The 25,094-nt window shown below is 45.8% G+C and carries 16 protein-coding genes; all 16 read left to right on the top strand.

Annotation, left to right across the window (positions count from 1 at the left end):
• Positions 1-2: 2 nt before the first annotated feature.
• The 16 genes from EWE74_RS12075 to EWE74_RS12000 all read left to right on the top strand — a co-directional run bounded on the left by EWE74_RS12075 (position 3) and on the right by EWE74_RS12000 (position 25,089).
• A complete protein-coding gene (locus EWE74_RS12075) occupies positions 3-965 on the top strand; it encodes a transketolase family protein (protein WP_206365216.1) in 963 nt (320 codons plus the stop codon).
• Positions 966-1,043: 78 nt separating this feature from the next.
• Entirely contained in the window at positions 1,044-1,964 is a 921-nt protein-coding gene (locus tag EWE74_RS12070; RefSeq protein ID WP_206365215.1) for a D-ribose ABC transporter substrate-binding protein, read from the top strand.
• Positions 1,951-2,607: a DUF2291 family protein gene (locus tag EWE74_RS12065; protein WP_130141786.1), complete on the top strand. Its 657-nt coding sequence runs from the start codon at positions 1,951-1,953 to the stop codon at positions 2,605-2,607. Before EWE74_RS12070 ends, EWE74_RS12065 begins: the two co-directional genes overlap by 14 nt.
• Before the next feature lie 11 nt (positions 2,608-2,618).
• Entirely contained in the window at positions 2,619-4,121 is a 1,503-nt protein-coding gene (locus EWE74_RS12060; RefSeq protein ID WP_130141785.1) for a sugar ABC transporter ATP-binding protein, read from the top strand.
• A gap of 10 nt (positions 4,122-4,131) precedes the next feature.
• Positions 4,132-5,115: an ABC transporter permease gene (locus EWE74_RS12055; protein WP_130141784.1), complete on the top strand. Its 984-nt coding sequence runs from the start codon at positions 4,132-4,134 to the stop codon at positions 5,113-5,115.
• A gap of 1 nt (position 5,116) precedes the next feature.
• Positions 5,117-6,607, top strand: coding sequence for an FGGY family carbohydrate kinase (locus EWE74_RS12050; RefSeq protein WP_130141783.1), 1,491 nt, complete (start codon positions 5,117-5,119; stop codon positions 6,605-6,607).
• 36 nt (positions 6,608-6,643) lie between these two features.
• Positions 6,644-7,306 carry an aspartate/glutamate racemase family protein gene (locus tag EWE74_RS12045; RefSeq protein WP_130141782.1) on the top strand — a complete coding sequence of 221 codons (663 nt, stop codon included), beginning with the start codon at positions 6,644-6,646 and terminating at the stop codon, positions 7,304-7,306.
• Positions 7,278-8,663 carry a bile acid:sodium symporter family protein gene (locus EWE74_RS12040; protein ID WP_239018643.1) on the top strand — a complete coding sequence of 462 codons (1,386 nt, stop codon included), beginning with the start codon at positions 7,278-7,280 and terminating at the stop codon, positions 8,661-8,663. The genes EWE74_RS12045 and EWE74_RS12040 overlap by 29 nt, the downstream gene beginning before the upstream one ends.
• Positions 8,656-9,909, top strand: a complete 1,254-nt coding sequence (locus EWE74_RS12035) for a ribulose-bisphosphate carboxylase large subunit family protein (protein WP_130141780.1) — start codon at positions 8,656-8,658, stop codon at positions 9,907-9,909. The genes EWE74_RS12040 and EWE74_RS12035 overlap by 8 nt, the downstream gene beginning before the upstream one ends.
• Positions 9,910-9,919: 10 nt before the next feature.
• Entirely contained in the window at positions 9,920-11,299 is a 1,380-nt protein-coding gene (locus EWE74_RS12030; RefSeq protein ID WP_130141779.1) for a four-carbon acid sugar kinase family protein, read from the top strand.
• A 151-nt stretch (positions 11,300-11,450) separates the two neighbouring features.
• Positions 11,451-14,165, top strand: a complete 2,715-nt coding sequence (locus tag EWE74_RS12025; RefSeq protein WP_449448556.1) for a family 78 glycoside hydrolase catalytic domain — start codon at positions 11,451-11,453, stop codon at positions 14,163-14,165.
• Positions 14,166-14,172: 7 nt separating this feature from the next.
• Positions 14,173-15,273 (top strand): glycoside hydrolase family 130 protein, encoded by a 1,101-nt coding sequence (locus EWE74_RS12020; RefSeq protein WP_130141777.1) that lies wholly within the window; start codon positions 14,173-14,175, stop codon positions 15,271-15,273.
• A 22-nt stretch (positions 15,274-15,295) separates the two neighbouring features.
• Positions 15,296-17,689, top strand: coding sequence for a glycoside hydrolase family 2 TIM barrel-domain containing protein (locus tag EWE74_RS12015; RefSeq protein ID WP_130141776.1), 2,394 nt, complete (start codon positions 15,296-15,298; stop codon positions 17,687-17,689).
• Between the two features lie 38 nt (positions 17,690-17,727).
• Positions 17,728-20,847, top strand: a complete 3,120-nt coding sequence (locus EWE74_RS12010) for a SusC/RagA family TonB-linked outer membrane protein (RefSeq protein WP_130141775.1) — start codon at positions 17,728-17,730, stop codon at positions 20,845-20,847.
• Positions 20,848-20,860: 13 nt separating this feature from the next.
• Positions 20,861-22,603 carry a RagB/SusD family nutrient uptake outer membrane protein gene (locus EWE74_RS12005; RefSeq protein ID WP_130141774.1) on the top strand — a complete coding sequence of 581 codons (1,743 nt, stop codon included), beginning with the start codon at positions 20,861-20,863 and terminating at the stop codon, positions 22,601-22,603.
• A gap of 8 nt (positions 22,604-22,611) precedes the next feature.
• Entirely contained in the window at positions 22,612-25,089 is a 2,478-nt protein-coding gene (locus EWE74_RS12000; protein ID WP_130141773.1) for an L-rhamnose mutarotase, read from the top strand.
• The last annotated feature ends 5 nt before the right edge of the window (positions 25,090-25,094 follow it).

Here is a 25,094-nt window from a genome sequence, read left to right as displayed (position 1 = left end):
ATATGGATAGAGAGATAAACATGGGAAAGGCAAATTTAGAGGTTTTTTCAGAAACCTTGCAGCATATTGCTGAGAGCAACCGCGATTTACTAGTGGTTACCAGCGATTCCAGGGGATCAGGTAAATTGGTGCCTTTTGCACAACGTTTTCCAGATCAATTGGTTGAAGTAGGCATCGCAGAACAGAATTTGGTCGGTATATCGGCAGGCTTAGCCTCCACAGGGAAACAGGTATTTGCCGTTTCGCCGGCTTGTTTTCTGACGGCGCGATCACTGGAACAGATAAAAAATGATGTTACGTACTCGGACAACGCGGTGACCGTCGTCGGAATCAGTGCAGGAGTGAGTTACGGAGCGTTAGGCTCAACGCATCACAGTTTACACGACTATGCCGTATTACGGGCCATCCATAATATTATTGTTTGTGCGCCGGCCGATAATTTTGAAACGGAGGAAGCTGTTCGACAAGCAGCGGCGTTAAACCAGCCGGTGTACCTTCGTTTTGGCAAACGCCCGATGCCCCTCCTGCGTAAGGACGTACCTTTTGTGTTGGGTAAGGGGCGCGTTCTGCAAGAAGGTAAAGATCTGGCCATTGTTGCGACGGGCGAAATGTTACACCCCGCGTTGGAAGCAGCTGCTTTGCTGAAGGAATCCGCGGATGTAGAGGCAACGGTGATTAGCATGCATACTGTAAAGCCGTTGGATACGAAATTGTTAGCGCAAGTGGCCGCTGCAGGTATGCCGATATTGACGGTGGAAGAGCATAGTGTGTATGGAGGTATGGGAGAAGCCTGTGCTTCCTTCCTATTGCAAGAAGGCTACCATAACCGTTTTCAGGTGATGGGTATCCCTGATGAATACACCGTAACCGGCTCACAGCAAGAAATATTTGACCATTATGGTCTGAACGGGCAGGGAATAATGGAAGTTGCCCAACAGCTATTGGGTGTTTCCCAAGAAAAGTAAAAGGGTGTAGCCCACCCCTAATTATAAACAGATAAATAAACCGATTTTATTATGCGCATCGTAAACAGATGTCTATGGATGGGAATACTGTTATCGCTATTGATCGCTTGCGGTCGCGGGGAAGCAGATAAAACGCCACAGAAACAGATCGCTATTATCGTTTCCACACTGAACAACCCTTGGTTTGTATTCTTGGCCGAAACGGCTAGGGAGGAGGCGGAAAGCCGAGGCTATGTGGCCCGGATTTTCGACTCGCAGAACAACACGTCACTTGAGTCGGATCATTTTGAAAATGCCGTCGCATTGGGCTATGATGCGATTCTGCTAAATGCGACGGATTCGGATGGTTCTGTGGCTAATGCCAGAAAGGCCATGGAAGCGGGTATTCCTGTTTTTTGCATGGACAGAGAGCTAAATAATCCCGATGCAGCCACCTCACAGATCGTATCGGATAGCTATTCGGGCTGTGTGGAATTGGGCGGACTCTTTGTCCGTTCGCTTGAGAAAAAGGGTAAATATGTGGAGCTGCTAGGTTTAGTGGGTGACAATAACACGTGGAACCGGTCGAAAGGATTTCATCATGTAGTCGATCATTTTCCGGAAATCAAGATGGTGGCACAGCAAAGTGCCGATTTTGATCGGAATAAAGCGATGGAGGTACTGGAATCTATTTTGCAGGCACATCCAGATGTAGACGCTGTGTTCTGCGGCAACGACGCGATGGCGATGGGTGCTTATCAAGCATTGGTGGCTGCGGGTAAAGATAAGCAGATCCAAGTGTTTGGATTCGATGGTTCGGAAGATGCGGTAAGCTCTATCCAGTCTGGTGGTCTTGCCGCTACCGTGATGCAGTTTCCGCAAAAAATTGCAGAAACGGCCGTTGCTTTCTCGGGAGAATATTTTGAAGGAAAAACCAGTTTCCCCCCCAAAACACTAGTCGATGTAGAATTGGTGACACCTGCAAATGTAAGTATATATTCGAGCTATGGTAAAGAATGATAAAGGCATACAGCCAAAAAAACGTAAGGCGCTTAAATACGGACTGATTGGATTGGTTGCTGTTTTTTTAATCTATCATTCATTTTATGTGGTGTCCTTGGATTCCCATAAGAATGATGGCGATGAAGAGGATGTTGCTCAGTTAGCAGATGTATACTTCTTGCAAAGCTTGCCGGAGATTTTGGCAAATGCGCCCCAACCTTGTACCTTGCTGGCGACGTTATCGCAAAAAGACCAAGATTGGGCAAGCTACGGAAAGCAGACCAACATCGGGAACCGCTATTACTTTCTCATCCGGGGAGAAGGCAGTGTACAAGAAATAAAAGACAGCTATGTGCGGGTGGTTTTTGGTGAAGGCGAACAAGCTTGCTCTTTACGCATCGCAACCGTTTACATTTTTGGAAACGAAATTCGCGATGCTTCGGGCAAACTGGCGTTAGCGGATGTGGGTGAATTAACGAAATTTAATGCGATCTCCGAAAGGCTCAACAAAAGGGTGCGGGAGGAAATTATACCCGAATTTCTGGAAAAGGTACAGGTAGGTCAAAAAGTACAATTAGCAGGCGCCTTTGCTTTGAATCGCCGTCTCGGTGTCATGGATGATTTTGAAGTAATGCCTGTACAGTTGCAAATCGTGGATTAAGAAAAAAAATCGTGGTCTCATTAAGAAATATAACAAAACAATTTAACGGTGTATATGCCCTTCGGGATGTTAACATCGAGTTTCCGGCAGCTAAGGTTATCGCATTGGTAGGGGAGAACGGCGCTGGTAAATCGACCTTGATGAATATATTGAGCGGCGTGTATCCTGATTACGAAGGAGAATTGCTGTATAAGGGAGAAGTGGTTCAGTTTCAAAGTCCGCGCGACGCGCAAGACCGAGGCATTACGATTATCCATCAGGAACTCAATCTGATTCCTTATCTCAGTGTGGTCGAGAATATTTTTTTAGGCAGAGAGCTGATGACCCCCTGGGGAGGTTTGGATACGCCGAAGATGAAGAACGTCGCCGAAGAACTGCTTTCGCGTCTGAAATTGGAACTTGATCTGGACACTCCCGTATCGCAATTGAAGGTGGGCGAATGCCAATTGATCGAAATTGCGAAAGCACTGCTCGTAGAAAGTGACGTGGTGATTATGGATGAGCCCACGTCGGCCATCAGTGAGTCGGAGGTGTACGCGCTGTATGATATTATTGCTGACCTGAAAGCGTCGGGAAAAACGGTGGTTTATATATCGCACAAAATGAAGGAGTTGTTTACACTGGCAGACGAATATGTCGTGTTGCGCGACGGCCAAGTGGTAAAACAGGGGTTGATGGCAGAGGTGGATGAACAGCAGCTCGTTAATATGATGGTAGGCAGGGCACTAGCGGAGCGTGTAAAATGCCAAGATCGGATTACCGATGCGACGGTGTTGCAGGTGGATAACTTATCACTGGCACACCCCTTAAAAGAGGAGATGTTGTTGGAAAACCTGTCTTTTGATCTTTGTAAAGGAGAGATAGTGGGTGTTTTCGGCTTGATGGGCGCCGGAAGGACGGAGCTATTGGAGACATTATTTGGTCTACGGGGAAAACCGACCTCGGGCAGCTTTTCCTTTGATGAGCAGGAAATGTCTTTTTTTACGTCACCTAATCAGGCACTTCGATACGGACTGGCATTGGTGCCTGAAGACCGGAAAGGCGATGGGTTGGTGTTGGGTATGAATGTACGCGCGAACTTATCACTTTCGGTATTGTCGAGTTTGGAGAACCTAGGCGTGCTGGCGGATGTACAAGAAAAAGAACTTTGCCAGCAATATGTGGAGCGTCTGCGTATCAAAACGGCTACAGATCAGCAGCATGTGGGTAACCTGAGCGGTGGAAATCAACAGAAAGTCGTATTAGCCAAGTACCTGGCTACAAAGCCGAAAGTATTGATGCTCGACGAGCCGACGCGGGGCATAGATGTCTATGCCAAACAAGAGATTTATGATTTGATACGGGAACAGGCAGCCCTGGGGTTGGGCGTTATGGTGGTTTCCTCCGAGCTACCGGAATTGTTTGCCATTGCTGATCGGATCCTCGTGATGTGCGATGGCCGCATCACCAAGCAGTTTAAAACGGAAGAAGCTACCGAAGAAACGATATTACAGGCGGCATTGCCTGACCAATAAAGTATGATATATGAACATGAGTATTACATCCTATAAAAAACAGCTACAACAGCTACAGCCCTTGATAGCCTTGTTTTTGTTGTGTTTGATTATTGCCATTTTTTCCGACCGTTTCATGACGGTAACCAACCTCTGGAATGTGATGCGGCAAATATCGGTTAATATCTGTATCGCCGTAGGCATGACATTGGTCATCATCTCGGCCGGTATAGATTTATCCGTAGGTTCTGTGCTTGCCTTTGCGGGAGCGGTTACCGCTTCCTTCCTCAGTATGGGTGTGGAACTGCCTTTTTTCGGTGTGTATTTAGGCTTTACAACTTTAGGCGCTATCCTGATGGGAATTGCTATGGGAGGGGTCTTAGGCTTGGTCAACGGTTGGGTCATCACCTATTTTAAGGTGCAGCCCTTCGTGGCTACTTTGGCCATGTTGACCATTGCGCGCGGGCTCACTATGCTTTGGACACAAGGTTACCCAATTAGTTCGCTCGGTGCACCATTCGCGCATCTGGGTACCGGTTGGTTCTTAGGTGTGCCCATTCCGGTATGGATTGCCGCTATCGTCACCGTTCTAGCGGTTTTTGTGATGCGGAAAACCCGCTTTGGTCGCTATATCTATGCTATAGGAGGAAATGAGCGGGCTGCACGCCTGTCGGGCATCAAGGTAAATCAGGTAAAAACATTGGTCTATATGTTGGCGGGAATGCTGGCGGCTGTGGGGGGCATATTGGTAACCTCTCGTCTAGATTCGGCACAACCCAATGCAGGGATGGGCTATGAGCTGGATGCAATTGCTGCCGTCGTGATAGGCGGTACTTCCTTATCAGGCGGACGGGGTTTGATTATGGGGACGGTACTCGGTGCCGTAATCATCGGCGTGTTGAACAACGGCTTGGTGCTTTTGGGCGTTTCGCCTTTCTGGCAGCAGGTGGTGAAAGGCATGGTCATTTTGATTGCGGTTATTATTGACCGCTCACAGCATAAAGAGAAAAAGTAACATGAGCAGCAAACAGTATATTTTAGCGATAGACCAAGGGACGAGCAGCACCAAAACGCTGGCGTTTGACGAATCGGGAAATGTGGTCGCCAAGGGAACGGCGAAGCTGGGGATTCGTTACGAGCATCATTTCGTTGAACAATCACCGGAAGAGATATACAGCAGTGTATTACAAGCAGTAGAAGCTTGTCGTGACGACATGGGCCGACAAGGTATACGACCTGACCAGATTACCGGGGTGGGCTTAACCAACCAACGCGAGACATTTTTGCTCTGGGATGCAGCAGGAAAACCGTTGTATAATGCCATATCCTGGCAATGTAAGCGTTCCTCAGCGATCTGTGACCGGTTAAAGGAAGCCGGTAAGGAAGATTTGGTAAAAGAGAAAACAGGCCTGCCTATAGACCCTTATTTTTCGGCTACGAAATTGATATGGCTGGTCGAAAATGTGCCGTCAATTGCAGCAGAACTGGCGCGGGGTAATGTGTTTTTTGGTACCGTAGATACCTGGATACTGTATAAGTTGACAGGCGGAGAATGCTATATGACCGACCATACCAACGCGTCTAGGACAATGCTTTTCAATATTTACGAACTGGCCTGGGATAATGTACTGTTGGATGAGCTGGGCTTGCGCGGATTGAACCTGCCGGAGGTGCGTCCTTCGGCTTATGCATATGCCCGCTCTACGTTTGAGGGTGCGTTTGCCGACCCGTTGACAATCTGTGCGGTAGTCGGCGATTCGCAGGCAGCGGCGTTGGGAGCAGGTTGCTTTCAAAGGGGGGAGGCAAAAGCCACATTGGGTACGGGTAGTTCGATTATGATGGCAGTAGGACAGGATTTACGCTATAAAGGCCAGGATACAGTCGATGCGATCTATTATAGTACGGAGAAAGGAGTGGTTTATGCTGCCGAAGGGATTATTGTCTCCTGCGGTGCGACCCTCACCTGGATGAGAGATCAACTAGCGCTCTTTACAGAAGAAGGAGCGTTGGAACAGTTGGCGAAAGGTGTGCCAGCAAACCACGGCGTGACCGTCATACCGGCTTTTAGTGGGATGGGGACACCCTATTGGAAAAAGGATGCCAAAGCGACTATTACTGGTCTGACCTTTGCCAGCGATCGCTCGCATCTGATCCGGGCAGCACTAGAATCGGTATGTTTTCAGATAAAGGACGTGATCACAGCGACAGAAACCGAACATCAACTAACGCTATCTCAATTGCACGTGAATGGAGGTATGTCGGAAAACGCCTTTGTCGTACAGTTTCTGGCGAATGTGTTAAATAAGCCTGTGCTGTGTAGTGCCATGCCAGACGCATCGGCGTTGGGATGTGCGCGTTTGGCGGCAGTAACACTGCAGCCCGCTTCATTAGAAACGCGATTGCCGCAGCATCATGTAGCCGTTCAGCACTATCATCCTGACGAAGATTTGGAAGCTGTACAATCAAGCTACCTTAACTGGCTTAAGCTCATCGATCGTATGCTTTAAACAGACTCTTAATAAAACATAAATAATAAAATAGATATGAAGAAAGTAGGACTTATACATACCTCGGCAACACTCGTTCCGGTATTTCAAGCGTTGTTCAGTGAGAAATCCGTGCAGGCTGAAGTTTTTAATATTGTGGACGATAGTCTGATCAAAGATGTGATTCAAAAAGGACGATTGGAAGATCAGACAGCGCAACGTGTAATAAACTATGTGGCATCCGCAGAAGAAGCTGGTGCCGATCTAATTATGGTGACCTGCTCATCCATTGGTCGAGCCGTAGAACAGGCAGCAGAAAAGGCAGGTGTACCGGTGCTTCGTGTAGATCAACCTATGGCAGACCGTGCTGTTGCAGAAGGAAAACGTATCGGCGTGGTTGCCACATTGCCCACCACGCTGGAGCCGACAGGCGATCTTGTTTTGCGCCGGGCGCAAAGAGCCGGAAAAGATGTGGAGTTGGTTAGCCGATTATGTGAGGGTGCTTTTGAAGCCCTTATGGGGGGAGATGCGGCGAAGCATGATGAAATGGTGAAACAGGCGCTTCAAGAATTGTCAGAACAAGTCGATGTGATTTTGTTGGCGCAGGCGTCGATGGCACGTGTAGTCAGTCAAATGCCGGAAAGCGCACGCAAGGTACCCATCTTAAGTAGCCCGGGAATCGCCGTAGATCATGTTGCAGGACTATGCCAAACGTCATAACAATATAAACCGGGATGCTATGGGCAAATGGAGATTATACAGTTTATGCTTAGCCGCAATTGCTTTTGTAATCGCCGGTATAGGACTTTTCGTGGATGCATTTCCTTACTTGCGCCAGTCATTATTGGCGGGAAGTATTTTAGGAGCATTGGGCTTGGGAGCCTTCGAGAAAACCAAAGGCTATCAGTATACGATGTGGATTGTCGTGGCGGTAGTTGCTGGTATGACTTTTCCTGAACGTATTTTGCATATCGGGGAGTTTGATATGCGAAATAAGTGGCTTATTCTCGTGGTTATCCAGCTGGTGATGTTTGGCATGGGTATACAGATGAAAGTGCAGGATTTTACACGGATCGGGGCTTCTGGCAAAGGGGTGGCTATTGGATTGGCTACCCAGTTTACGATTATGCCCTTAGTTGGCTTTTTGTTGACAAAAGTGTTTGATTTCGAGCCGGAAATAGCGGCCGGAGTCATATTGATCGGCTGCTGTTCCAGTGGATTAGCCTCTAATGTGATGGCCTATATTGCAAAAGCCAATTTAGTGCTGTCGGTAACCGTAACAGCACTGACGACCATGGTAGCGCCTATTATGACGCCTTTCATGATGAAAGTATATGCAGGCACAATGGTAGAAGTTAGTTTTATGGAGATGGCTATGGAAATCGTCAAGATTATGATCGTGCCCATTGGAGCAGGTCTGTTGCATGATTATCTCAAAACTGCTCCTCGAGCCACTTATCAGATGCTGGGACGGCTATCTGCTGCCATCGCATTATTGTTATTGATTGTAGTCGGTGGGTTTTGGTCAACTTTTACCAGCTCGCTCACACCCGGAGCCAAGACGATTGTAGAGGCAGGCTGCTTTATACTGGGTGCCATACCGGTAGGTTTCGGCTATCATCTGTTAACAAAAAAGTTTCCATTGTTGGATAAGCGGATGCCCTATTTTTCGATGTTTGGAATCATATATTTTACTGCGGTAACCACGGCTGCTGGTCAGCAATATCTGCTAGAGATAGGTGCTGTATTGTTTCTGGCTGCTGTAATCCACAATGGAGCCGGATATTTCTTCGGGTATTGGTTTAGTAAATTATTTGGATTGAATGAGTATTCCGCGCGTGCCATGGCCTTAGAGATTGGTTTGCAGAACGGCGGGATGGCGAGTGGACTGGCGGGCAGTATGGGGAAATTGGGTACCGTAGGTTTAGCCGCAGCCGTGTTTAGTCCCTGGATGAATATATCGGGATCCATATTGGCAAATTATTGGAGAAGAAAACAAGAAAGAGAAGATCGGTTGAATAAGCAGACCGATAAAGATCAACGAGAAGATAATATAATTAAAGAAGAGCATGGATAGAATTGAAGCGACTTATTATGTGGAAACACCATACCCGCTGGCTGATGCGGCTGCGGTAATGGCAGGGGAGCAGTCATCGGGTACCTTCGTCGCCATACCGGGCGAAACGGAAGCGTTAAAAATGCAGTATGCAGCACGTGTAGAGCGTATGGAGGAGCTAGAAACAGTGGCAGCATCGTCGTTATCGGGCGAACAGTTGCATTTTGAAAAATACCATCGAGGGAAGGTGACCATCTCTTGGTCGCTCGCGAATTTTGGAGCAAATCTGCCGGTTCTTTGCTCCACCCTAATGGGTAATTTATACGAACTGCGCCAGTTTACCGGTATTAAGCTGATCGATATTCAGTTGCCAGACAGCTATACGACACATTTCCGGGGGCCGAAATTCGGTATTGAAGGAACCGCGAAACTGATTTCATCGCAGGCGAAAACGCCGTTGGTGGGAACGATTATCAAGCCGAGTGTGGGCTTAACGATCGAAGATACGGCCGATTTGGTACGACGGCTGGCAGAAGCTGGAATTGATTTTATTAAGGATGACGAGCTTATGGGGTCTACCCTTAATTCTCCGTTTGCAGATCGTGTGCACGCTATCATGGAGGTGTTGAAAAACCACCAAGATAAAACCGGAAAGAAAGTAATGTATGCGTTCAATATCAGTGATGAAATGGATAATATGCTGCGGAACTATGATACCATAGTCAATGCAGGGGGAAGCTGTGCGATGGTAAGTTTGTATAGTGTGGGGCTAACCGCCGTAAAGCGTATAGCCGATATTGGGCAGTTGACTATCCACGGGCACCGCAATGGATGGGGAATGTTAAACCGACATCCTTTATTGGGTGTGACGTTCTCTGCTTATCAGAAGTTATGGCGACTGGCAGGCGTAGATCAGTTGCACGTGAATGGTATCCGAAATAAATTCTGGGAATCCGACGAATCCGTTGTGAAATCTATAAAAGCGTGTTTGGCGCCGATGGAAGGGATACGACCCGCCTTACCCGTACTTTCTTCTGGGCAGTGGGGTGGTCAAGCTATCGATACATTTAAACTGACGCAGGCGACCGATTATTTATATCTCGCTGGTGGCGGAATTATGGCGCATCCTGGAGGCATTAGCGGAGGCGTAACTGGAATTAAACAGGCTTGGGAAGCAGCCGTTGCGGGATTGTCACTCGAAGAAGCGATGCAAAAATATCCGGCTGTAAAACAGGCTGTAGAAAAATTTGGAGGAGCCAAATCGTAAGGAAAGAATCATGGCATACAACATAGCTTTTTTTGGAGATGATTTTACAGGTTCGACGGATGCATTGGAAACGTTGGAAGAGATGGGGCTGGCCACGGTTTTGTTTACCGGAGTTCCAACCTTAGCACAGTTGCAGGCTTTTGGCGACAAGCGAGCTATAGGTATAGCGGGTATGACCCGTACGCTACCGACTGATGAAATCGAAGAACAGCTGAAAAAAGTATTCGATTTGTTTTCGGCGCTGAACGTAAAGCATATCCATTATAAAGTTTGTTCGACCTTCGACTCGTCTCCGACAGTGGGCAGCATCGGCAAAGCAATCGATGTTGGCGCTGCGGCATTTTCCGCAAAGCGTATTCCATTGGTGGTAGGGGCGCCCTATCTCGGTAGGTTCTGTGCGTTCGGAAATCTATTTGCCCGGATGGGCACCGGTTCTGAAGGGGAAGTATTCCGGTTAGACCGGCATCCCAGTATGGCGAAGCATCCGGTTACTCCGGCTAAGGAAAGTGATCTTCGACGCCATTTAGCGCAGCAAACGCATAAAAAAATTGGCTTGATAGATGTCACGCAGTTGGATCGCTTAACGGCTACAGATATGTTGCGCGAGATTGTGGGAGAACAGGCAGAGGTTCTTCTGTTTGATGTCCTAACCGAACAGCATTTAGTGCGAATAGGTGAGGTATTGGATGGTCTTTCTGCCCAACATCAGCCACTTTTTTCCGTAGGCTCGTCGGCTGTATCAAAAGCATTATGCGCGGCATGGAAAAAGACCGGTGTTTTGTCGCCTCGAACGGAATGGCCTTCGCTTAAACCGACGAAGCCCTTGTTAGTACTCTCCGGAAGCGGATCGGTCGTGACTGGAAAGCAGATTGATCACGCTATAGAAAATGGATTTGAAGGAGTGGCTATTGACGGCGAAGCTTTAGCCGCAAATCCAGATCAGTACAACCTGGCTGCGGTGACTGCGGAAGTACTGCAATATTTGTGGGAAGGGAAAAGTGTGGTTGTCCACACCAGTATTGGTCCTGACGATCCGCGCATGGGTAAGACGCGTCATGTCTTGGAGCAACGCGGTTTGAACGCGCAGGGAATCAACGCTTTCACGGCTGCTTTATATGGAAAGCTGCTGGCGCAGATCGCAGACCTTGTGGCGCAGTCGTTTGCACTAGAACGGCTCGTGGTAGCGGGAGGAGATACGTCAAGTCTGTTTGCACGCCATTTCGGTATTGACGCTGTCGAAATGGTGGCTCCGGTGGTACCCGGAGCACCGCTTTGTCGCATACATGCTCAAAAGGCGCATATTGACGGTATGACGATCAATTTTAAAGGAGGACAGGTAGGCGATGTAGGTTATTTTTTACGGATGGAAAGTGGAACCGAAAGGTCTTAAAGCAGGACACTACAGGACGGCAGTTTAGGGACGTTTTGATAGCTTCACCAGAAACTGACATTTATTTTCTCCATATTCGGAAAGCGTGATAAGATGATATAAATAAATGAAAATTTTATACAGGATGAAGGCTCTTAAAATTTATCAAAGCATATTTTTTTACCTATTTATCACCGTTATTTTTATAGGCGTATCTAGTTGTTCCGCGTCAAATAAATTACGTGTTGAGCAGGTGTTAATTGAAGGACGGAAAAAACCAATGGGGACGAATACTTTAACGCCCTCATTTAGCTGGAAGCTGGGGAGTAATGGTTACAATGTCGTGCAGACAGCATATAGGATTACCGTTAGCACAAATGCAAATTTTTCAAAGCAACAAGACATCTCTTGGGATTCGAACTGGGTGTCGACAGATCAATCGCTATACAATCGCTATGAAGGGCAGGACCTTTTGGCAGGAACCACCTATTATGCTCGTATTGCAGTAAAAGATAATCACGGAAATGTTGCGGAGAGTATTGTACAAAGTTTTCATACCGGTCTACTCACCGAAACCGACTGGGATGGAGCCCAATGGATTACGAAAGAGAAGTTGCCGGATTCGCTAGTGAACCCCTTACCATTAAGCTCTAGCAAACTCCGCATCGATAAAAATTATGAGCTACCCGTATTCCGAAAGAATATAGAACTGGATAAAAAAATGGTGTCCTCTATAGCTTATATATCGGGGCTTGGACATTATGAACTCTTGGTCAATGGTCAGCCTGTAGACAATGCTGTGTTGCAACCCGGCTGGACCAAATATGATAAAGAAGCGTACTATGTCGTTTACGATCTGACGGAACATTGGCATGCCGGGAAGAATACGATCGGTGTCATGCTCGGAAATGGGTTCTATTATATCCCACCAATTAGTGGAAGATTTCAGAAACATAAAGTAGCTTTCGGACTACCGAAAATGAAAATGAAAGTCGTGAACAGCTATGCTGATGGTACGCAGGAAACGATTGTGAGCGATGAGAGCTGGAAAGTACATCGATCGCCCATTACATTTTCAAGTATGTACGGGGGAGAAGACTATGACGAACAGGTTTTGCCTACATCCTGGAGTACACCAGATTTCGACGATACAGCATGGAATAACGCTTTGGTAGTCGATGGCCCCGCACTGCGTGTGCAGGAGGCCGAGCCGGTTCGGATCATGGAACGCTTTGCTTCAAAATCGGTAAAAAATGTGGACGAAAATACAGATGTGTACGATTTTGGTCAGAATGCATCCGGTATTGTGCATATTACGATGAAAGGCCACCGAGGAGATACCGTCCGGATCTATCCGGCAGAACTGCTTACGGATAAAGGTCGAGCAAACCAAAAGCATTCCGGTAGTCCGTACTATTACCAATATATTTTTGCACAAGATGGAGAAGTAAGCTGGCGTCCACGATTTACCTATTATGGCTTTCGTTACGCCGAAGTACGCTCCATGCCTGCTGGGGAGCAAGATATCGAAATACAGAAAATCACGGCCGAGCACATCCGTAACGGCGCCCGCCAGATCGGCAGTTTTCAATCCTCGGATACGCTATTTAACCAAATACACACGCTGATTAACTGGGGTATAAAGAGCAATATGGTGAGTGTATTCACCGATTGTCCGCACCGGGAAAAACTGGGATGGCTGGAGCAACTGCATCTCATGGGGCCTTCTGTTCAATACAATTTTGATGTGGAGCGCTTGTTTGCCAAATCACTTAGTGATATGCGGCAATCTCAAACGGAAGAAGGCTTGGTGCCAGAGATTGCACCAGAATATGTACATTTTGATTGGGGCGGCGACGTTTTTCGTGATTCTCCGGAATGGGGATCGAGTTCGATTTTGCTGGCTTGGTACGCCTACCAATGGTACGGCAATAAAGCACTTTTAGTCGATAACTATGCGATGATGAAAAAGTATATACATTATCTCCAAGGAAAAGCAAAAGACAACGTACTTTACCACGGACTGGGTGATTGGTACGATTTGGGGCCGGAGCGCCCGGGTTTTTCCCAGTTAACGACTCCTGGCATTACTGCAACGGCGATATACTATTATAACCTGAAGAAGATGAGTCAAATTGCGGATTTGTTGGAAGACAGTAATTACAAAGCTTATGCCGATTCGCTGCAGCAGGAAGTATATCAGGCCTTCAATGATACCTTCTACGACGAGCATACCGGTATATATGGCTCTGGAAGTCAAACGGCGTTAGCTATGCCGTTATATATGGGGCTGGTTGACGAAGCAAACAAGGACAAAGTATTGGCGAACCTGATCAAGGATATTGTGGATAGAGATACGAGCTTTACGGCGGGAGATATCGGGCATCGTTATCTCTTACAGGCACTACAACAGGCAGGACGTGATGATTTGATCTATGCCATGCATAAGGACGATACGCGACCGGGGTATGGCTATCAGATACGGCAAGGAGCTACGGCACTGACCGAATCTTGGGCTGCTTTACCGACTGTTTCGAATAATCACTTTATGTTAGGGCATCTTATGGAATGGTTCCACACAAGGTTAGGTGGTCTGGGACAAGAAGAAGGATCTATTGCTTATAAGCATATACGCATAGCCCCTAAATTACAGGACATCGTGAAACAAAGAGCGGTAACTTACGAAAGCCCTTACGGGGAGGTGAAATTCGAACAGCAAGAAGTTGGTTTTCACGTTGAAATTCCGGTGAACAGTAAGTGTACATTGGTGCTACCGGCATCTTCAGGCTATCAAATCAATGGAGAGCGTTTGGCGGCGTATGAACATCGGTTAACAGATGCGGGTATGGAAATTCAGTTGGGTTCAGGCATATATAATATTAAATAATAGGATAATGAAAAAAATAGGGCTATTGCTGTGTTTACTGTGGGTCGGAAAGATAGGCATGGCACAACCTGCAACGATTTCTGAAGCAGAAATGGAACGGATCTATCACGAAGTAAAAACTCCCTATAAATATGGGTTGGTATTAACACCGGATAAAAAGGGGGATTTGATGGACTGCCCAAGTATATATCGCATCGGAAAGAAATGGTACATGAGTTATCTTGTTTTTGATGGGGAAGGGTATGAGACCTGGTTAGCCGAAAGTACAGATCTTTTGAACTGGACGACTTTAGGTAAGCAAATGTCAAAAGAAGAGAGTGATAAGTGGGACAGTAAACAACGTGCCGGATACAATGCCTTAATAGACACCAAATGGGGAGGGAGTTATAAGCTCCATACCTATCATGGAAAGTATTGGATGTCTTATTTTGGGGGAGCATCGGTGGGATATGAACCAGAACCCTTGGCAATCGGCATGGCTTATACCGCCGAAAAGCCGTCTAAGCCCATGGAATGGCAGCGATTGGACAACCCTGTGCTAACGAGCGAGGATGTAGATGTGCGTTGGTGGGAGAACCGGCATAAGCTGTTTAAAAGCTATGTGGTAGAAGACAAGAAAAGAAATACCGGGCACCGCTTTATTATGTATTATAATGCGGTGGGCGACTCCCTGGAAAATAATAAGCCAACACGCTGGTACGAACGGATTGGTATGGCCGTGTCGGATGATATGCAAAACTGGAAACGTTATTTAAATGATCCTGTGGTGCATCACCCCGTCGGGATTACGGGCGACCCGATGATTCAGCGGATCAATAATACGTGGGTCATGTTTTATTTCGGTGCGTTCTGGAAGGATCGGGAGGGGGCATTCAACAGGTTTGCTGCTTCTAAAGACTTAATCCATTGGACGGATTGGCAGGGCGACAATCTGATCGAATCTACGGAAGACTTCGATAATCAGTATGCGCATAAATCTTTTGTCATCAAGCATAAAGGGACTGTTTACCACTATTATTGTGCGGTTGATAAGAACGGAAATAGGGGCATAGCCTTGGCTACCTCACAAGATAAAGGGAAAAGTAAAGTAAAGTTTAAATCGGAATAAGTAAAATCTCATCATCATCGTCATGTTTAATAAGTTTGTATCCTTTCTAGTTTTGTTCGTTACGGCTCTTTCCGGCATAGCACAGCCAAGGGAAGCGATTGATTTTAACGGAGGTTGGTCTTTTACGTTAGCAGATGATTTGCAGTATCGTCGAGCAGAATTTTCTGCGGCAAACTGGAAAAAGATTACGTTGCCGCACGATTGGAGCATTGGTTTCGATTTCGGTGAAGAGCACCCTGCCGGAAATGCTGGAGGATCACTTCCGGGAGGAGTGGGTTGGTATAGAAAAACCTTTTCATTAGCAGAAAAGGATAAAGGAAACCAGTATACGCTGCACTTTGGTGGAGTGTACCGCTATGCGGAAGTTTGGATTAATGGAAAGTATTTAGGTAAGCATATAAACGGATACCTCTCTTTTGAGCATGACCTAACACCCCATTTACATTATGGAAACGAAGAGAATGTCATTGCCGTACGCGTAGACAACAGTTTGCAGCCTAACTCTCGTTGGTATACCGGTTCAGGTATTTACAGGGATGTCCGATTGGAAAAGCGTTCGCCGATTCACCTGCTACGCGCAGAAACCTTTATCACGACGCCTGAGGTATCAGCCGACAAAAGTACGCTGCGTGTGCAGACAGTGCTTAATCAAACCATGCCAGGTAAGTCCGGCAAATTGCACTTAAAATTACAGGATAAAAATAAAAAACTCATAGCAGAGCAGACCTTAGCTTTTTCAGATAGCCAGTTCGATCAGGAGTTATCATTAGGCCGTGTTGCCCTTTGGTCACCTGAGAGCCCGACCTTGTACGATTTGAGCATTAGCTTATTGGATAATAGCGATCATGTACGTGATGAATTGACGTATCAGGTGGGCTTCCGCCACTTTCATTTCGATGAAGAGAAGGGGTTCTCTTTAAATGGGGAGTCCTATAAGCTACTCGGTGTCTGTTTACACCACGATCTAGGCGCACTAGGAGCTGTATTCAACAAATCAGCAGCTAAAAGGCAGCTATTGATCATGAAAGATATGGGCGTGAACGCGATTCGGACGGCTCATAATCCACCTGCAGAAGAATTCCTAGATTTATGTGACGAGTTAGGCTTCCTCGTACAAAACGAGGCGTATGATATGTGGGCAAAGCGCAAGAATAAATTTGATTACCATATCGATTTTAAGGAGCACTATATCGATGACCTTGTTCGTTTTGTCAAACGGGATCGCAACCATCCTTCGGTGTTTATGTGGAGTATAGGAAATGAAATCCGCGAGCAATTTGACGATACGGGTATTGCCTTTACCAAAAATATGTCGGAAGTGGTGAAGAAATTGGATCCAACCCGACCCGTTACGGCGGCGCTGACAGAAACGAACTATGACAAAAACTTTATTGCACAAGCCCAGGCTTTGGATGTACTGGGGTTCAACTACAAATATTTTGATTACGATAAATTGCCCACGGAATTTAAGGGCGTTCCATTGATCGCGTCGGAGACTACTTCGGCACTACAAACCAGAGGAGTGTATGATCCGCTGCAGGATACGGTTCAATTGTGGCCGGCCTCTTCTAAAGATAAATTTGTAACGAATGGCAATACCGATTTTACGGTTTCGGCCTACGACAATGTGGCAGCATATTGGGGTACCAGCCACGAACGTGCTTGGTTAGAAGTGAAGAAACGAGATTTCTTGGGCGGTATTTTCGTGTGGACGGGCTTCGATTATTTGGGAGAGCCGGTACCTTACCCATACCCTGCACGTAGTTCCTATTATGGTATTGTAGACTTGGCGGGACTGCCGAAAGATGTGTACTATATGTATCAATCGGAGTGGACAGATACAGAAGTGTTGCACCTTTTACCGCATTGGAACTGGAAGGAAGGCGATCTTGTAGATGTATGGTGTTACTTTAACAATGCCAACGAAGTGGAACTATTCTTAAACGGCCGTAGCCTTGGACGCCAGTCTAAAACCGATGATCAATTGCATGCGGCATGGAAAGTACCCTTTGAAGCAGGGGAACTGAAAGCGGTAAAAATAAAGGATGGCAAAGGGGTGCAGGAAGTCGTGAAGAAAACAGCCGGTAAACCCGTTGATGTGATCGTTGACATCGCGCACGACCGTTATGCGGTAGATGGCACGACCGATCTTTATTTTCTCACGGTTTCTTTGGTCGATGAACATGGAACCGTTGTGCCGGATAACGATATGGAATTGTCGTTTATCCCACAAGAGAATATAGCCGTTATAGGGACGGATAACGGTTATCAGGCTGATCTAAATTCATTGCGCAGCCCAAAACGGAATACCTATAAAGGGCTGGGCGTCGGCATCATAAAAAAAGAAAATATAAGCAACGTGGGAAAAATTCTAATAAAAACAGACACGTTCGAAAAAGAGGTAACAATTAAATAATAAACAATAATAGGTTAAAAACGCTAACCCAAAATTTCATGAAAAACCTACATTTTACTCCCATTATATGTAGATTGTTCGATAGACCAATCTACATGTCGCTCGTGATGCTATGGTGTATCATCATGCTGCCGGTTCAGCAAGCCTTTGCAGCGGCGCAACCAGAATACAGTGTAAAAGGGCTTGTATCTGACGAGAACGGAAAACCGTTAGAAGGCGTTACGGTGTCTTTGGAAAACTCTACCGTAAGTACATTGACTGCGAATGACGGAACGTTCTCCATTCGTCTTGTTGGATCGACCGGAACACTAGTGTTCACTGCTGTAGGCTACTTGGATCATCCATTAGCCGTAAAAGCTGATGACGATGTTAGGGTTTCTTTGACCGTAGATGACCAGCAATTAGATGAGGTCGTGGTTATTGGTTACGGAACAGTTCGAAAGCGTGATCTCACGGGATCCGTGACTTCCGTTAAATCGGAAGATATCGTTCGTTCCCCGGCGCACAATCCGTTAGAAGCGATTCAGGGACAAGTACCTGGATTGGATATTACCCGCAGTTCAGGAAGTGCCACTTCCGGTGTGAACATGAATATCCGTGGAAAAAGATCCTTGTCTACAGCCGAAGATGAATATGGAAATGCTATTGCTAACAATCCGCTAGTGATTATTGATGGTATGCAGGGGGGAAATATCAGCGACATCCACCCCCAAGATATCGAATCAATTGAAGTGCTGAAAGATGCATCTTCTACGGCAATTTATGGTTCGCAGGGTGCAAACGGTGTTATTATTGTCACGACAAAAAGAGGAAAAACCGGTGCGCCCAAGATTAACTTTAATACCTATATTGGTGTAAATGGCTGGGCGCAATATCCGGAGATGCGTATGGGCGATGACTACGTACAACTACGACGCGAAGCAGCTAAAGCGGCAGGACAATGGTCGACTCCTGCGGATGACCAGACGTTGTTTACGGTTGGTGAATGGACTGCCCTGCAAAGCAATCAATGGGTCAACTGGAAAGATGAAGTCTTTAAAAATGGTGTCGTACAAAACCACCAATTGTCCATTAGTGGCGGAACAGATAATACAACCGCTTTATTGTCCGGTGGATATTATCGGGAATTGGGATCCTTTAAAGATGATGCTTTAGATAAATTTAATCTACGTTTGAATGTGGATCAGAATATTGGAAGTTTTGTGAAAGTAGGGACGTCCAGTCAAGTAACGCACTACGATGGCCGTAATCGCGCGGATAACGTCCTTTGGCGAGCCGCGACCAATGTACCATTAGGACTGCCCTATGATGACGAAGGAAATGTTATCTTATGGCCATTGGGTCGCGAAGGAAAAGTGAGCCCCTTGGCTGATGAAGCTACACCTTATACGGCTCAACATCGCATAGCAAATACAAATCTGATCACCAATGGATTTGCAGAGATTAAGCCTTTTAAAGGGTTCTCCTTCCGTTCTAATTTAGGTGTTAATTTATTCTATGATAAGAATAATGATTTTGAGAGTGAAAATTCTATCGATCGGGCTGGTGAGTTCCCGAACTCTTTAGCGTCCATCCTCAACAGGAATAAGTCGTTTCTCTCTTGGGATAATATCATCAACTACAATTTTGATGCAGGACAACATAACTTTGCGCTGACCGCACTATCCTCTTGGACACAGTCGAAATTTAATTCTTCTTACATGGAAGGAACAGGTCAACTTGTGCCAGAGCAATTATGGCATAATATAGGGGCTAATGATAAAGATTCTTATATCATTCGTTCGAATTATATACAAAACCAGACGATGTCATACGCCTTCCGTGCCAACTACTCGTATCAAGGTAAATATTTATTGACCGTATCTAATCGTTGGGATGGAGCTTCTCGCCTTTCTGTTGACAATAAGTGGGCGATGTTTCCCTCCGTGGCAGCTGCGTGGCGCATGAGTGACGAAAGCTGGTTCAACTTACCACAAGTAGATGATTTCAAAATCCGCTTAAGTTACGGACAAACAGGTAATTCCGGTATCAGTCCCTATGGCACGCAGTCGGGGTTAACCTCTTACTCTAACGCCGGTTTCCAAGATCAAGGCTTTACGTATTATGCCTATAATACCTTGATCGGAAACCGAGATTTGGGATGGGAGCGATCGGCATCGTGGAACCTTGGAGCAGACCTTCGCTTATTTGCGAATCGGATTAATCTAGTCGTGGATCTATATGATACGAAAACGACGGATATATTACTGCCCAGAACATTGCCAACATCTATGGGATCCGGTAATAATACGCCTTTTCAGATTTACCAGAATATCGGAAGTTCCCGAAATCGTGGGGTGGAAGTGGTTCTAAATACCAAAAATATTGATAAGGCATTCAAATGGAGCAGCGACTTCACTTTTGGTGCCAACAAGGAGGAAATCCTAGACTTAATTGATGGCAGAGATATTATCGGTGCCACGACCCGTGAAACAGAAAGTCTGTTGATCGGTAGACCGCTGCAGTCTTTCTATACCTTCAAGCGGCTGGGCATCTGGCAAGCTGATGAAGCCGCCGAAGCCGCCACTTATTTTAAAGATGCTGCTAAAACACAACCGTTCCAACCGGGAGAAATTAAGCTCGCCGATCTTAATGGAGATAACGTTATCGACGACTTGAACGACGTTACCTACATCGGAACGACTTCACCTCGTTGGACGCTAGGTTTTAATAATAATTTTTCCTATAAAAACTTCGATATTAATATATATACCATCGCCCGTTGGGGACAGATGATGGAGTATGATTTTACGGCTTCTTACGATCCGCAAGGGAGAGGAAACCATCCGGCTTATTTAGATTATTGGACGGAGGAAAATCCATCAAATGATTTCCCTCGGCCAGGCATGACCAACTTCTACAACTACCTCGGCTACCAATCTTATAATTATGTAGATGGTTCGTACATTAAATTGAAAACGGTTACGGTAGGTTATCGCTTACCAAAAACTTTTACAGATCGGGCAGGATTAAATGGTGCGAGGCTTTATTTGAGTGGGAATAACCTGTTCTCTTGGGCAAAAAGTGATTTTGTGCAAAATTACGATGCGGAACGAGGTGGTTCGGCGAAGAGCCCATTGTTGCGTCAATTTGTGTTTGGTATCAATCTAGATTTATAAGGAGGAATTTATCATGAAACGTTTATATAAATATTTAATAGGAATAGGTTTAGCGGGTACATTAGCAGCATGTACGCTGGATGAATATAATCCAGGTGGAACGACATCAGAGGTGGTTTTTTCAACGGAAAATGGAATCAATGCGCTCGTTAATTCGGCGTATGTATACTTCGGTTCACAATTTTATGGCCGAGAAGATATTTTGATGTTGACTGAAGGTGGAACGGATCTTTGGATTAATATCGCCAATACGGGCTACGGTAGACAGATGACCAAATATGAAGAATTGGTCGCCACTACGGGACAAATACGGAACACCTGGAATAGGTTTTATGAAATTGTCAATTATTGTAACGCAGGCCTAGAGCGTATTGCCGATGTATCCTTTACAAATGAAGAGGAGAAGAATGCACGCATCGGAGAGTTATCTTTTTTACGGGCTTATGCCTATTGGCATCTGGTCGAGCAGTATGGTGATATAGATCTGCGTACAGAAGAGACGAAGACGGTGGTTCTTACCGCTCAACGTTCTCCTGCCACCGCATTTTATGATTTGATGTTGAGTGATTTGGATGTCGCAATAGCGAACTTACCCGTGCAGCCGATCCCGGCAACAGATCAGGGGCGTGCAACTAAAAAGGCAGCTTATGGACTGAAAGCCCGAGTAGCGCTAACTAGGGTTGCCTATGAGTCGTCGACATCGGAGAAAGATAGATATTATAAGATGGCTTCAGACGCGGCTCAATATGTGATCAACAACCAAGCGGAATTGCAAGTGAGTCTTTATGATACGCCGGAAGAAGTTTTTCGTCCTGCGAATAATAAAAATAATAAAGAAGCTATGTTTTTTATTACACATTCGACCATCAATTCGCTCAATCCGCAACCCAATAACCCTAACCGATTGCATATTTGGTTTAAAGCGAAATATTCCGAAAAAGCGGGTATGGTACGCGACCTGTATTACGGTGCTGACCGCAATTCGCAATCCAGTATGTGTTTCATGCCGACTCGCCACTTGTTGGAACTTTATGATGAGGAGGTGGATAGACGCTATAGCGATTGGTTTAGAGAGGAATATTATCTGAATGTCAATAGCTATACTTGGACGGAAGATGATTTAGCCGCTTTTCAAAAACCGGCAAGTATGGCGGGAACAACTTTAAACAGAGGCGATTTAGCACTTTTATTCACCAAGAAAAAAATAACAGAAGAAAAAAGAGACCTTCCCTATGCCTTAGTGGACATCGACGATACCTATAATGGAGAACGAGTATCAACAAATGCACGATTTAATGTACACTTTCCGGCATTGATGAAGTACGATGATCCAGATTTACCGGAAGCGGGTTCACAAGTAGGCTCTAAGGACGTTATCGTCATGCGGCTGGCAGAGATGTATCTTATTGCGGCTGAGGCCGAGACCATGATGGGAGGGGGTAATAAAACGCTGGCGAAGGATTTAATGAACGTATTGCGAGAAAGAGCTGCCTTACCGGGCAAGGAAAGCGATATGTTAATAACCGAAAGTGATCTGGATATCGATTTTATCTTGGAAGAGCGTGGTCGGGAACTATGTGGCGAGCATATCAGGTGGTTTGACTTAAAGCGTACAGGTAAATTATACAGTTATGTCCAGGCGTATAATAAGGATATTACGACGATGCAACCGTATCACGTAAATAGACCTATTCCGCAACAGTTTTTAGATGTGATCACCAATCCGCAAGAGTTTGGTCAAAATGACGGATATTAAAATAAAACATGAAGATTAGTAAGAAGATCGTTTGGTTGATAGGTATGCTCTGCGTGGCGGTTTCGGTCAGCGCTGCAGATATCTATGTTGGAAAAAATGACGGAAATATCCGTAGCGATGGTTCGATAGAGAATCCCTATAGCTCTTTGGAAGACGCGATCCGCCATGCAAGGGAGCTTCGTCGACTGAACGATCCTAGTATTTCGGAAGGAATTAATATCTGGGTTAAACCAGGTATTTATTTCCCCGAGCAAACGATTCGGCTCCGTCCGGAAGATACCGGTACGGCAGCAAGTCCTACGAGGATACGCCCGCTTGACGGAAAGGTTGTTTTCTCGGGCGGGAGATCGATCGGAGGGTGGAAGAAACATGGAAAACATATTTATGTGGCTGATGCGCCTAAAGTGGGTGGAAAACGCGTTAACTTCCGCCAATTATGGGTAAACAATAGCAAAGCTATCCGTGCCGAAAGCCACGGTGATATGGAGCTTCCCCGGATATTAAATTGGAACTTTGAAAAGCAAACGGCCATTATCCCGAATGTGTTTAAAGACTTCAAGTTTGTGGAGGGCATGGAGTTTTTCATCCATCAATGGTGGGCGATTGCCCAATTGCGTGTGAAAGATGCCGTGGTGCATAAGGATAGTATCGAGGTATATTTCTACCAGCCAGAGAGCAAGATACAGAGTGAACACCCTTGGCCTAAACCCTGGCTGTCGAAAGAGTCGGGAAATTCAGCCTTTCGTTTGGTCAACGCCTTACAGTTCTTGGATACACCAGGCGAGTGGTTTTTGGACGAAGATGAGGGGAAAGTCTATTATTATAAGCGTGAGGGAGAGGACCTGGTGCATGCGGATGTTATATTTCCTTATTTAGAAACTATTCTAGCGATAGATGGAACCTTCGAAGACCCCGTAGCACATGTGCAGGTAGAAGGCTTGTCTTTCGAGCATACGGCATGGTTTAGACCCAATACGCATGGTCATGTTGCCCTACAGGCAGGTATGTATTTCCACGAAGCCTACAAATTAGATAAACCGGGTACGCCTGATAAGAAAGGTTTGGAAAATCAAGCTTGGGTAGGTCGCCCTACCAGCGCTGTTGTACTTAAAAATACACAGCATGTACATTTCGAACACTGTACGTTTAGTCATCTCGCAGCCACAGGTTTTGATTTTTGCGCAGGCAATTATCGCGATCGTCTGGAGGGAAATATATTTCATGATATCGGTGGTAATGCGGTATTAATTGGTACTTTTTCCGACGATCAAGTCGAAGCGCATCTGCCGTATAATCCCAAAGATGCAAGAGTGCTATCAAGAGAAGTTGTTGTTCGTAACAATCTTATCCATAATACCGCGAACGAAGATTGGGGAGCTGTGGGAATAGGTGCGGGCTTTGTGCAAGGTGTAGATATTTCCCATAATGATATCAGCGACATAGCGTATTCGGGAATCAGCCTAGGTTGGGGTTGGACGCCAACGGTTAACAGCATGAAAAATAATACCGTGGAGAGGAATAGAATCACACGCTATGGTAAGTTCATGTATGATGTAGCAGGAGTATATACATTATCGGCGCAGCCAGGTACAAAGATTCGATGGAATGAGATCGATAGTATCTATGTATCGCCTTACGCACATATTCCGGATCATTGGTTTTATTTATACACGGATGAAGGATCAGCCTATATGGACGTCTCCCATAATTGGTTCCCCGAAAATAAAATATTAAAAAATGCAAATGGCCCTGGTGTCGTTTGGAAAAATAATGGCCCGGAAACAGATAAGGAGGCGCTGAATGCCGGCTTAGAAGAACCATTTCACGATCTGCTACAATGGAAAAAACCGGTTGGGGAGGGATATACTTTTAACCAGCATGTGCCTTTTACGAAGCCCGTATTTGTACAAGTATATAATCCGCAACAATCACTATCGAAAGATGCTTTTGTAGCATTTGCCGAAGGACAGGGAATAGAACAACCACAGGTATATCAATGGGGCGATTATATGTTGTTAATGACGGATGATGAGCGTGGGAAGAAATTGACGAGTGCGATGCTCGCCAGTTTTCCAACGGTTGTTGTCAAGATGTTCAATGATGTTTTTTATACCTTCGATCAGCAACATTGTGATGTCACGAAGAAGGTAGACGATGTTGATTTCGTGCTATTAACAGCCCAGCTGGTGGACGATGAAGCGAAACAACAGGAGTACTTCCGGTATCATGAAAAGCAATTTGAAGAATGGCCGGAGGTCGCTGCTGGCTTTTGCCATGCTAGATTTCAGGAAGTGCTACTATATCGGAATGGCCGGCAATTGTTACTATACATTTCTTTTCCCAAAGGAAAGGACTTTACAGCGATCGATGCATTAACGACCAAAGATAACCCGAAAGTAGAGCAATGGAACCAGTTGATGGGTACCTATCAGGAAGGTATTCCAGGTACCGTAACAAATGAAACGTGGATTTTTTATAAGAGATAACATAT

The organism is Sphingobacterium corticibacterium (assembly GCF_004208525.1).
In the GTDB taxonomy this organism is placed as follows: Bacteria; Bacteroidota; Bacteroidia; order Sphingobacteriales; family Sphingobacteriaceae; genus Sphingobacterium; species Sphingobacterium corticibacterium.
This window is presented reverse-complemented; position numbering and strand designations above follow the sequence as displayed.

Coding starts and splice junctions, on each gene's coding strand:
- EWE74_RS12030 (WP_130141779.1), top strand. CDS start 9,920: ATGGCATACAACATAGCTTTTTTTGGAGATGATTTTACAGGTTCGACG.
- EWE74_RS12065 (WP_130141786.1), top strand. CDS start 1,951: ATGGTAAAGAATGATAAAGGCATACAGCCAAAAAAACGTAAGGCGCTT.
- EWE74_RS12040 (WP_239018643.1), top strand. CDS start 7,278: ATGTTGCAGGACTATGCCAAACGTCATAACAATATAAACCGGGATGCT.
- EWE74_RS12070 (WP_206365215.1), top strand. CDS start 1,044: ATGGGAATACTGTTATCGCTATTGATCGCTTGCGGTCGCGGGGAAGCA.
- EWE74_RS12000 (WP_130141773.1), top strand. CDS start 22,612: ATGAAGATTAGTAAGAAGATCGTTTGGTTGATAGGTATGCTCTGCGTG.
- EWE74_RS12035 (WP_130141780.1), top strand. CDS start 8,656: ATGGATAGAATTGAAGCGACTTATTATGTGGAAACACCATACCCGCTG.
- EWE74_RS12045 (WP_130141782.1), top strand. CDS start 6,644: ATGAAGAAAGTAGGACTTATACATACCTCGGCAACACTCGTTCCGGTA.
- EWE74_RS12010 (WP_130141775.1), top strand. CDS start 17,728: ATGAAAAACCTACATTTTACTCCCATTATATGTAGATTGTTCGATAGA.
- EWE74_RS12055 (WP_130141784.1), top strand. CDS start 4,132: ATGAACATGAGTATTACATCCTATAAAAAACAGCTACAACAGCTACAG.
- EWE74_RS12050 (WP_130141783.1), top strand. CDS start 5,117: ATGAGCAGCAAACAGTATATTTTAGCGATAGACCAAGGGACGAGCAGC.
- EWE74_RS12075 (WP_206365216.1), top strand. CDS start 3: ATGGATAGAGAGATAAACATGGGAAAGGCAAATTTAGAGGTTTTTTCA.
- EWE74_RS12015 (WP_130141776.1), top strand. CDS start 15,296: ATGTTTAATAAGTTTGTATCCTTTCTAGTTTTGTTCGTTACGGCTCTT.
- EWE74_RS12005 (WP_130141774.1), top strand. CDS start 20,861: ATGAAACGTTTATATAAATATTTAATAGGAATAGGTTTAGCGGGTACA.
- EWE74_RS12020 (WP_130141777.1), top strand. CDS start 14,173: ATGAAAAAAATAGGGCTATTGCTGTGTTTACTGTGGGTCGGAAAGATA.